The 10,292-nt window shown below is 63.4% G+C and carries 8 protein-coding genes and 1 pseudogene; all 9 read right to left on the bottom strand.

What is annotated here, in order from left to right; translation table 11 throughout:
• Nucleotides 1–258 precede the first annotated feature (258 nt).
• Nucleotides 259–1,653, bottom strand: a complete 1,395-nt coding sequence (locus A7A08_RS15210) for a PAS domain-containing protein (RefSeq protein WP_245290965.1) — start codon at nucleotides 1,651–1,653, stop codon at nucleotides 259–261.
• Nucleotides 1,654–1,835: 182 nt separating this feature from the next.
• Nucleotides 1,836–2,480: a two-component system response regulator NarL gene (narL, locus tag A7A08_RS15205; protein WP_069096311.1), complete on the bottom strand. Its 645-nt coding sequence runs from the start codon at nucleotides 2,478–2,480 to the stop codon at nucleotides 1,836–1,838.
• Nucleotides 2,477–3,718 carry a histidine kinase gene (locus tag A7A08_RS15200; RefSeq protein WP_069096310.1) on the bottom strand — a complete coding sequence of 414 codons (1,242 nt, stop codon included), beginning with the start codon at nucleotides 3,716–3,718 and terminating at the stop codon, nucleotides 2,477–2,479. The genes narL and A7A08_RS15200 overlap by 4 nt, the downstream gene beginning before the upstream one ends.
• A 191-nt stretch (nucleotides 3,719–3,909) precedes the next feature.
• Nucleotides 3,910–4,488 carry a hypothetical protein gene (locus A7A08_RS15195; RefSeq protein WP_245290964.1) on the bottom strand — a complete coding sequence of 193 codons (579 nt, stop codon included), beginning with the start codon at nucleotides 4,486–4,488 and terminating at the stop codon, nucleotides 3,910–3,912.
• Between the two features lie 126 nt (nucleotides 4,489–4,614).
• A pseudogene (locus A7A08_RS15190) lies at nucleotides 4,615–6,233 on the bottom strand (trimethylamine N-oxide permease).
• 337 nt (nucleotides 6,234–6,570) lie between these two features.
• Nucleotides 6,571–6,984 carry a hypothetical protein gene (locus A7A08_RS15185; RefSeq protein ID WP_069096308.1) on the bottom strand — a complete coding sequence of 138 codons (414 nt, stop codon included), beginning with the start codon at nucleotides 6,982–6,984 and terminating at the stop codon, nucleotides 6,571–6,573.
• A gap of 9 nt (nucleotides 6,985–6,993) precedes the next feature.
• Nucleotides 6,994–8,358, bottom strand: coding sequence for an FMN-binding glutamate synthase family protein (locus tag A7A08_RS15180; protein ID WP_069096307.1), 1,365 nt, complete (start codon nucleotides 8,356–8,358; stop codon nucleotides 6,994–6,996).
• A gap of 19 nt (nucleotides 8,359–8,377) precedes the next feature.
• Nucleotides 8,378–9,247, bottom strand: a complete 870-nt coding sequence (locus tag A7A08_RS15175; RefSeq protein ID WP_069096306.1) for a GltB/FmdC/FwdC-like GXGXG domain-containing protein — start codon at nucleotides 9,245–9,247, stop codon at nucleotides 8,378–8,380.
• Nucleotides 9,235–10,179 (bottom strand): class II glutamine amidotransferase domain-containing protein, encoded by a 945-nt coding sequence (locus A7A08_RS15170; RefSeq protein ID WP_069096305.1) that lies wholly within the window; start codon nucleotides 10,177–10,179, stop codon nucleotides 9,235–9,237. The genes A7A08_RS15175 and A7A08_RS15170 overlap by 13 nt, the downstream gene beginning before the upstream one ends.
• Between the last annotated feature and the right edge of the window lie 113 nt (nucleotides 10,180–10,292).

Raw genomic sequence — 10,292 nt, 5'->3', positions numbered from 1 at the left:
TCGTCACACTCTCACACTACGACCCAAAGAAAACACGCGTCAGAGACGTCCAACCAGAATAACCGGAGAAACGGGACGCGGCGCAGGTTGCGAGACACTCCACTGTCATCCTCGGGCGCGCCAAAGCGCGACCCGGGGATCCAGTAACCACCGGCGTCACTTCTTTCATCAAGGCAGGGGTTACTGGATTGCCCGGTCAAGCCGGGCAATGACGATGCTCGAAAGAGAGGCCGGAGCTAGGTTCGAAGATGGACAGCCCTATTCCCGGTCCTCGGGCATGTGGAAGCGCTCGAGATAGGAAGCGGTGTCGATGACGGCGAGATTCACGCCAGCGACATTGGGCGCTTCCTGGGCCGATTTTGCGGCCAGGGTCACGGCATCCTTGGCATGCTCGTTCCCGGTCAGGCGGGTGAGAATGCCGATGCTGGGGATCAAATAGATCGCACGGGCATCATCGACGATGGGCGCCTCGAACTGTGCTTTGATGCGGTCGGCGAAGGCCACGGCGTCGGCTTCCGCCTTCGCTCCCTCGAGCAGAATGACGAACTCGTTCTCCGACCAGGCGCAAAGGGAATCCGTTTCGTTCAGCACCGCCTGGATGCGGCCGGCAATCTCGTCCACGGACCGGCCGTGGAAGCCGCCCTTGTCGGAACTCCATTTCGGCAGCCCGCCGAGATGGACCGCCGCCAGGCTGAGGGCGCCGGGAAGCCCGGCCCTCTTGCGGCGCAGCGCCATCTCCATCCTATCGAGGAAGACCTTGCGGCCGGGCCGCCGCGTCCCCGGATCGAAGGACTCGTCGGCGCGGGATGGCTCCCGCCGCTGATGGGCCAGATCCGTGACGAAGCCTTCCACGCCCAGGAGTTCGCCGCTGATGGAGAAATTGCCCCGCCCGTATTCATGCACCCATTTCTCGGCGCCACGCGCGGTCCGGATGCGATATTCCAGCTCGAAGGGCACGTTCTGGCACAGGGAGATCTGCACGCCGTTCCAGACCTGCTCGCGGTCTTCGGGCACGATGAGATCGGCATAGGTGAGCTGCTGGCTGTTGACGAGCGCCTCGGTAGGATAGCCGGTCAGGATCTCACAGCCCTTGCTCATATATTCCATGGTCCATTGCCGGTTGTTGCGGCAGCGATAGACGAAACCCGGCAGATTGTTGAGGAGGGTCTCGACGGTGCGGTGGCTGGCGGCGCGCATGCCTTCCGCCCGGACCCGGCTGCCGACATCGGCCAGGGTGCCGACGAAGCCGATGCAGCGGTCGCTTTCGGCGGTCACGGCCTGGGCGCCCGCTTCCAGGTGGACGGTCTCTCCCGACAGGGTCAGGAAGCGCAGGATGACGGAGTCGGCCGCGTCCGGGTGGCTGCGCCGGCCTTGAAGGAAGTCGAGCCAGCGGGCCTGGTCCTGGGGGTGGAGGTAGGCCGAACGCGGCAGGCCCGGCGTCTCCTTCTGGGAGAAGCCGGTGAGGCGCGACCAGGCCGCGTTCACGAAGCACAGCGTGCCGTTCGGATCGGCCACGAACACGACCGTATCGATAACGTCCAGCAGGGCCGCCAGGAGCGGCATGGAGGCGTGGGGGCCGGAGGCCGATGCGGCGGGAATCTCGCCCTCCTTGATGAGGAGCTCCGTCAAAGTCTCGATATAGGCCGTCTTCATTTTCACCGCAGTCGCGTTCTCGAACCGGCTGATTCCCGCGCCATTCCGGCGCGGCACCTTTCTACTTTAGCGCGCAGCTCACGCAAGAAGGAGGCGGCAGAGAGACAAATGCGGGGTACCCCCTGGGAGGTAGGATCAACAGGGTCAAACCCTCGATACGAGGCTTGATGAGAGTGTTGCGTTCAGCTGGCGGTGAGGGCCCAGACGGCGGCCTCGAGGCGGGATTGCAGATTGAGCTTCCGGAGCAGATTCTTGACGTGCACCTTCACGGTGCCATCGCTGATATTGAGCTCGCGGGCGATATGCTTGTTGCTCTTCCCCGCGCAGATGAGGTGCAGGATCTCCCGCTCCCGCGCAGTGAGGCATTCCTCGCTCGGTGGCGGTGGGGGCGTGCCGCCTTCGCGCAGCGCACCGACCAGCAGGCCCATGAGGGGCTCGGCGAAGACGGTTTCGCCGCGGGCGGCCTGGCGGACCTTCTCGAGGATCTCTTCCGGCTCCGAACCCTTCAGGAGATAACCCCCTGCCCCGATGCGAACGGCCCTCAGAAAGTCTGCCTCGTTCTCCGAGACCGTCAGCATGATGATCCGGGCCTTGAGCCCGGAGTCCTTGATGGTCTTGAGGGCGTCGAGACCGCTGCCGTCTCCCATGTTGAGATCCATGAGGATGAGGTCGGGATCGAGATCGCTTGCGAGCGCGATCCCCTCGTCGGCGCTGGCGGCCTCGCCGACCACTTCGAGATCGGGCTCGGCCGCGATCAGCTCGGCGACGCCACGGCGGAACAGCGGATGGTCGTCGACCAGGAGCACGCGGCAAGAGGATTGGCTCATATTGGCAGCTCCACATTCGCCGCCTTGCCGCCGCGGTCCGTCCCCGGAGGCAGGCTGACGGAGAGCCGCGTGCCGCCGCCGGCGCGCTCCTCGATGGCGAAGCTGCCGCCGAGGCTGCGGGCCCGCTCCTGCATGATGGTCAGGCCGTGATGGGGCTGGGCATCCTCGGTCGGAGGCTTGGCGCCGACGCCATTGTCGTCGACGGTCAGATGGACGGCGCCTTCGTCCTTGAGGCGAAGGGAGACCCAGCAATAGCTCGCATGGGAATGGCGCACGACATTGCAGAGCGCCTCGCGCAGGATCAGCAGAAGCTGCATCTCGTCGGCCACGGAAAGCTTGCCGGCGGACAGACGGTTGTCGAGGTCGAAGGCGATGGAGCTGCGGCCTTCGAACTCCTCGATGGAATCCTCAAGCGCCTGGGCGAAGGTTCGCCCATGCATGGTGAGGCGGAAGGTGGTGATGAGCTCGCGGAGCTGAAGGGACGCCGTGGTGAGGGTGTGGCGCAGCTTGCCCATGGCATCGCCGGCGTCGTCGCTCTGGGCCTCGCCCTTGTGGATCAGGGTCTGCAGCATGCTCATCTGGATCTTCATATAGGCGAGAGACTGGGCCAGAGAATCGTGCAGCTCGCGGGCAATGGCGGCGCGCTCCTCGCTCTGGGCGTTCCGCAGCTTCATGCGCGCCGATCGCGCGCTGTAGAGAACGCCGGCGAGATAGTCGCCATATTCGCGGGCGGATTCGATCGCGTCCCGGGACAGGTCGGCGCCGGTGCCCGGCAGGCGGAGGAGCAGAAGACCGTTGCCCGAGCTTCCCTGCTCGAAACCCTGGGCGAGGATCGTCGCGTTCGTCTGCTCGGGATCGTCGCGGGTGACAGGCTCCGGGCCTTGGCGCTGGCTCCGGTAAAGGTCCCGGTCCTCGTGGACGAGACGGATCCAGCGGTCGCGCTCGTCCGTCTCGGTGCAGGCGAGCAGCACGAGCTGGCGGCCGCTCTCGGTGCTGACGAAGATGGCGCCGGCCTCGGCGCCGGAAAGCTGAAGGATGTGATTGAGGACAAGGTTGAACGGCTCGGCCGAATCGGGATCGGCAAGCAGCTCCGTGAGCACCTTGTTGAGGAGATAGATTTCGCCGTGAGCACCCGGCTGGCGCGAAAGCGCTTTCGGCGCCTTGAGCTCCTGCTCAGGCGTCTCGGCCCGGCCGGGGACCGCAGGCGTGGCAAGCCTTATGCCGCCACTGCCCTTCATTTTCGCCTCTCCCTCATCTCTCAACACTTCCGACGGGCGCTTCCGGTCGAGACGGCGAAACCTCGTCCAGACGGCCCGAACCGACAGAGGGCTATTTCAATGTCCGAAACTCGTGCCGCCCTTGGCCCGATCTTCCGATCTCTTCAGAAATAGCAGTGAATCCATTGCATCAGCAAACGGTCTCCACCCGCCTAGAGGGGCGGATAGGCCCGGCTCTCCGACCAAATCGGCTCGAAACCGACGATCTCGGTGTCTGCATCGAGATTCGGATTGAAGAGAAAATTGTGCCACCAGGTGGCTTCCCGAAGCGGATCGGACCGCTCGAGCCGGCGAACGCGGCAGCTGAGATCGAAGCGCCGCGAGTAGGCCTGGAATGTCAGAACACATTGCTTGGCCGCCCTGAGCTGGGCCAGGCCAGGCGAGTCCGGCTTGAAGGTCGCCGTGAGCAGCCCCGCGAATTGATCGGGCTTCTGATAATAGTTGGCGGAAAAGAAGGTCAGTGCCTGCTCGCGCCGCTGGGCGGGATCCATGGTCTTGCGCGCCATATGCATGAGCTCGGGCGTGACCGACGCTTCGGCTTTCCGCGGCATGACGGTGATGATGTGGCCAATGGGTTCGTCCTCGCCGGCCGGCGTCACCAGCGGCATGATCGCATCGTCGGGACGGCCGCCATTTTCGCGCATGACGATCTGCCGGACGCGGCATTGCCAGCGCTGGAATGCGTTCTTGAGCGGATTCTCGAACAGCTCGGATTGGGTTTCTGCCGACACACTCAACTCCCTAACACAGCTCCCTTATACACCCTTCCCTGCAAATCTCCGCGTCCGAGACCCTGCTCCAGCGAACGGGGATGGTGGCGCTCCCCCGCGGCAAGCCGGGGAGGAGCGCCGTTCATCCTAGAGGTGGAAGATCTGGTTGGCGGCAATCACCAACCCGATACCCACCGCCAATGCGACGTAAGGCCAGATGCCTGCCCGCCGGACGGTCAGATCGCGGGAGCTCATATGCAGATCGTCCAGCATCTCCTTCGGGAAATGCCCGCCATCCTGGATGTAGTGGCGGTATGCGAAGATCGGCAGGATGAGCGCCGCGGCGATCACGCCGGAAAGCAGCGTACCCTCGCCCCAGACATTGGCGCCCGCGCCCAACAGCACCGCATTGAGGAAGCTGAAGAACACCGCGGCAACCATGATCGGGGTCGGGCATTTCCACGGCCTGGGCGTCTCGGCGCTATCGATCCGATGGATCCAGCCTGCGTGCAGGTTCAGGAAGTTGAAGATCAGATAGCAGCAGTTGGAGACGGCCAGGACGAAGAGGTAGTCCGACATCATGAGCAGGCAGATATTGAAGCCCAGGTCGGTCCACATCGCGTGGGTCGGCGCGCCATGATGGTTCACATGGTTCAGATAGCGCGGCAGCCAACCGTCCACGGAGCCCTGATAGAGGGTCCGCGACGATCCGGCCATGGACGTCATCACCGCCAGCAGCAATGCCATGATCAGCATCACCACCATGAGCGAGAAGACGACACTGCCACCGCCCACCATGTGGGCCATGGCACCGGCCACGGCGGAGCCGTCGACGATGCCCGGCTCCAGCATGCCTTCAACGCCGAGCACTCCCTGGAAGGTCAGCGGCACCAGGGTGTAGACGAGAATGCAGAGCAGGCCGGCCGACAGGATGGCCTTGCTGGTGTCCGAGCCGGGGTTGCGGAACTCCGAGGTGTAGCAGATCGCCGTTTCGAAGGCGTAGGCCGACCAGGCCGCGATGAAGAGACCGCCCAGGAACAACGTCCAGCCGGCCATATCCCAGGTGCCTTCGGTGACGGATCCGTCCGCGGCAAAGGCAAGGGGCTTCAGCGGAAACAAGTTCGAAGCCAGAACGTCGCCGGTCAGAAGCGGCACGATGCCCACAATCAGAAGCGGGATCACCACGCCAGGCCGACGACCATCTGGAAACGCGCCGCCCGCAGGACGCCGCCGTGCTGAACGGCGAACACGCAGAGCAGGATGAGCGCACCGATGATGAAGGTGGCATCGATACGGACCGTCAGGCCTTCCTTCAGCGCATCGAGGCTGAACAGCGTGATCTTCCACGTGCGCAGCGCCGATTCCGGATCGAAGAAGACGTTCAGGATATAGCCCGCCGCCAAACCCGCGCCGATGGCGAGGACGGGCGTCCAGGCAAGCCAGTTGCACCATACCGATATCGGCGCGAGGGACTTGCCGTAGCGCACCCATGCGGCCGCACCGTAGACGGATGCGCCGCCGCTCTTGCTCGGGAACAGCCCGGCGATCTCGGCGTATACGAAAGACTGGATGAAGCCGATGCTGACCGACAAAATCCAGACGACCCAGGACGGCGTACCGACCGTCCCGGCGATGCCACCGATCGAAAACAGAACGAGGGCGGGCACGCCGCTCGCGAGCCAGAAGGCTCCCTTCCAATCGATCGCTCTGTGGAGAGACTCGCTCTCCACCGGCCCCGCTGCGGAGCCTGCTACCTCTGTTGTCATCATTCCCTCCCCTGGGATGCAATCGCTGATGTTGCCAATTCTTCGGCGGCTGCCTTTGCGGATTCTCCTTTCGTTACGCCGCCTATCCCACCAATGCCGAAAGCGCCGCGCCTTCATGGCTTCGAACAGTGCGAAGCGGGCGCGACGTCACGGCGATATCTCGCCTGGCTTTTGCCGATTTGTTTTTGGGACGAGAAAATAAGAAAAGCCGGCGCAGACCTGCCGCGCCAGCCGAGTCCCCGGGTCGCGCATCGCGCAACCCGCTACGCGCCGGAAGATGGAGGGCTTGCCGGAGGATGCGTAGCGGGCGGCGATATGCGGCTCGGGAGCGCATGGGCTAAAACTTCATGTAAGCCTTGCGCAGCATGACCAGCGGATGCCGGTCGGACATCTGGAACTTGATCAGAAGCTCACGCGCGATCATGTCCCGGTCCTGCTGGTTGTCAGGAAGATCGATCGAGTCCGGCACGCGGACCCAGCCGTTGATGTTCCGATCGAACACGGCCGGCCGGCCTTCCTCGTAGCCCATATGGACGTCTTCGAGCCAGTTGAGGTCTTCCCACCCCATCACCTCAATATACTCCTTGAGGAAGGGGGTAAGCCGGTCGTAATCCGGCACCAGGTTGACGTCGTACCGGTAGCCGATGTGCTGGCCGATTTCCTTTTCACGATCCGAGTCGAGGCCCGAGGAGTCTTTCAGAAACTGATCGACGTCCTTGATCTCGGAGCCTCTGTATTGTGTTCCCGCCATCGGGTCCTCCTAGAGATGGTGATAGTCTTCGACGCCGACGGTGTAGTCCGTGCCGGCGAGCGGAACGCCCGCAATGGCCGAAGCTTCCATGGTCAGCGCGGCGAGATCTTCAGGCTCGAGGCTGTGGATGTTCGTCTTGCCGCAAGCGCGGGCGAAGAGCTGTGCCTCGATGGTGAGCGAGTGCAGGAAGTTGTAGACCCGCTCCGCGGCCGCATCGGGATCGAGGCGTGCGCGCAGCTTGGGATCCTGGGTCGCGACACCGACCGGGCAGCGCCCGGTGTGGCAGTGATAGCAGTGCCCAGCTTCGACACCCATCTCCTCCGGGAAGTCGGCTTCCGGGATGTCCTTGTTGCAGTTCAAGGCCATCATGGCGGAATGACCGATAGCGATGGCATCGGCGCCTAGCGCGATCGCCTTGGCCACGTCGGCACCGTTCCGGATACCGCCCGCATAGACCAGGCTGATCTCACCGCGGCGGCCGAGATCGTCGATGGCGCGGCGGGCCTGGCGGATCGCCGCCATGCCGGGAACGCCGGTGTCCTCGGTCGCCAGATGCGGACCCGCGCCGGTGGAGCCTTCCATGCCATCGATATAGATGGAGTCAGGATTACACTTCACCGCCATGCGGACGTCGTCATAGACGCGCGCCGCACCCAGCTTGAGCTGGATCGGGATCTGCCAGTCGGTGACTTCGCGGATCTCGTTGATCTTCAGCGCCAGATCGTCCGGCCCCAGCCAGTCGGGATGACGGGCGGGAGACCGCTGGTCGATACCGGCCGGCAGGGAGCGCATCTCGGCGACCTGATCGGTCACCTTCTGGCCCATCAGATGGCCGCCGAGGCCGACCTTACAGCCCTGGCCGATGAAGAACTCGCAACCGTCCGCCAGCACCAGATGGTGCGGGTTGAAGCCGTAGCGGGACTGGATGCACTGATAGAACCACTTGGACGAATATCGACGCTCGTCCGGGATCATGCCGCCCTCGCCCGAGCAGGTCGCCGTGCCGGCCATGGTCGCGCCGCGGGCCAGCGCGGTCTTGGCCTCGTAGCTCAGCGCACCGAAGCTCATGCCCGTGATGTAGATCGGGATGTCGAGCTCGAGCGGACGCTTGGCGCGCGGTCCGATCACCGTCTTGGTATCGCATTTCTCGCGATAGCCCTCGATGACGAAGCGGGTCAGCGTGCCCGGCAGGAAGGTGAGATCGTCCCAGTGCGGAATCTTCTTGAAGAGCGAGAAGCCCCGCATGCGATACCGGCCGAGCTCAGCCTTGATGTGAATGTCGTCGATGACACGGGGCGGAAAGATAAAGGAGTCTCCCAACCGGTAGACATCGCGTTCCGTCTTGTGCTTCGACGGCACCTTACCGTTCTCCATTTCTTGATCCTTTCCCTGACTAGAGGATGAGCTTCTTTTCGGACGGCTCGAGGTTGTCGTAGTTCCAGAGCTGCTTGCCGGCGACGATCTTGGTGAAGTGGTCGACGCCCTTTTCGGGAAGCATCTCGTATTGGGTGAGCTTCCGGGTCAGCCAGGAACGGTCGAGGTCGGTGAGCTCGGTGGGAACGGCGTCCACGCCGAGGGACTGAATGTCACCGCCGACATAGATCGTTCCGTCGTACATGGAGTCGCCGAGGTTCTTGCCCGCGTTGCCGCAGAAGATCATGCGACCGCGCTGCATCATGAAGCCCGACAGGGCGCCGGTGTCGCCACCGACGATGATGCTGCCACCCTTCATGTCGATGCCGGTACGGGAGCCGACGGAGCCGCGGCAGACCAGGTCGCCGCCGCGCATGGCGGCGCCGAAGGTGCTGCCGGCGTTCTTCTCCACGAGGATCACGCCCGACATCATGTTCTCGCCGCAGGACCAGCCCACGCGGCCCTGGATCCGAACCATCGGTCCGTCGATCAAGCCGACGCCGAAATAGCCCAGGGAACCTTCGACGATCAGGTTGAGGCGGCTCAGGATGCCTACGCCGACGGAGTGCTTGCCGCGCGGATTCTTGAGGACGATGGTGCCATAGCCTTCCTTCATCAGCTCGCGAATCCGTTCGTTGACCTCCGTAGTCATCATCTTGTCCGTGTCGATCTCAGCACGCTTGTTGAAGTCGACATCGGGGAGCCACGGGTAGGTGAAGCGCTCTTCCTCCTCCGGCTTGAACTCGATGAACATCGAGCGGCCGGTGAGCTCTTCCGTGGTCATTCCGAGAGCCTTGACCCGGTCTTCCTGGGTCATCTCCCGAAGTTCGGTATCGCTTACGCCTGCCATACCCGCACCTCCTCATCGTAAGGGTCGTAAGTGTCGATCTCCTGGGGAAGGATGGCGCGGATCGCGACCTCTTCGGAGGCCATGGCGATCAGGTCATCGCTTTCGTAGAGAACGAGGGGCTTGGCGGCCATGGTGTCCTTGGCCATGCCGAGCTGATCCTTGGTGGCGACCAGATAGGTGAAGACGCCATCGATCTCCTGGATCGACTCTCTCAAGGAATCCTCGAGCGAGGCGCCCTCGGAGAGATTGTGGGCGGTGTAGACGGCCAGCAGCTCGCTGTCGCAATGGGACATGAAGCGATGACCGGCGCGCTCCATTTTTCGGCGCATGATCCAGTAGTTGGTGATCTGGCCGTTATGGACGACGGAGACGTCGTTGTAGGGGAAGGCCCAGTACGGGTGGGCGGAGCGGATATCGACATCGGATTCCGTCGCCATCCGGGTATGGCCGATCCCGTGGGAGCCGTCGAACTCACCGAGGTCGTACTGGTTGGAGACGGTGGTCGCGTCGCCGAGATCCTTGATCAGCTCCAGGGAGTTGCCGAGGCTCAGGATTTCGACCTTGTCGACGTCCTCGATGTAGCGCGCGAGGTTCTCCATGTCGCCGTCGTAGCGGATGATGAAGCGCTGGGCGTAAGGCGTGGCTTCCTGACGGTCGCGCACGTCCACACCCTTCTCCTGCATCCGCCGCTCGACTTCCTGGAGCCGCTGCTCGACGATCTTCTCGTTCTGAAAATCGACGTGGACGTCCATGTCGTCGGAACGCTCGTCAAGCTTCAGACGCATGACGTACTCACCCGGGTGGGGCGGTCCGTAGACCGCGAAACCGGTCGAGTCCGGTCCCCGGTGCTTCAGCGCCTGCAGCATGGAGGTCATCTCCTTGCCGACATTCGCTACGTTGCCTCGATGCATGAGGCCGGCGATTCCACACATTCTCGTTGGTCCTCCTTCGATAGAGTGTTTGTTTTGGCGGGCCGGAGCCCGCCTGTTGGTTGCTATGGGAGGTAGTCGAGATATGTCTCGACGTCCCAGTTCGTTGTGGTGTG

It is taken from the genome of Methyloligella halotolerans (assembly GCF_001708935.1).
Lineage (GTDB): Bacteria > Pseudomonadota > Alphaproteobacteria > Rhizobiales > Methyloligellaceae > Methyloligella > Methyloligella halotolerans.
This window is presented reverse-complemented; position numbering and strand designations above follow the sequence as displayed.

What these genes read in the sequence shown, in the direction of transcription:
- A7A08_RS15210 (WP_245290965.1), bottom strand. Translation starts at nt 1,653, where the DNA reads ATGAAGACGGCCTATATCGAGACTTTGACGGAGCTCCTCATCAAGGAG.
- narL (WP_069096311.1), bottom strand. Translation starts at nt 2,480, where the DNA reads ATGAGCCAATCCTCTTGCCGCGTGCTCCTGGTCGACGACCATCCGCTG.
- A7A08_RS15200 (WP_069096310.1), bottom strand. Translation starts at nt 3,718, where the DNA reads ATGAAGGGCAGTGGCGGCATAAGGCTTGCCACGCCTGCGGTCCCCGGC.
- A7A08_RS15185 (WP_069096308.1), bottom strand. Translation starts at nt 6,984, where the DNA reads ATGGCGGGAACACAATACAGAGGCTCCGAGATCAAGGACGTCGATCAG.
- A7A08_RS15180 (WP_069096307.1), bottom strand. Translation starts at nt 8,358, where the DNA reads ATGGAGAACGGTAAGGTGCCGTCGAAGCACAAGACGGAACGCGATGTC.
- A7A08_RS15175 (WP_069096306.1), bottom strand. Translation starts at nt 9,247, where the DNA reads ATGGCAGGCGTAAGCGATACCGAACTTCGGGAGATGACCCAGGAAGAC.
- A7A08_RS15170 (WP_069096305.1), bottom strand. Translation starts at nt 10,179, where the DNA reads ATGTGTGGAATCGCCGGCCTCATGCATCGAGGCAACGTAGCGAATGTC.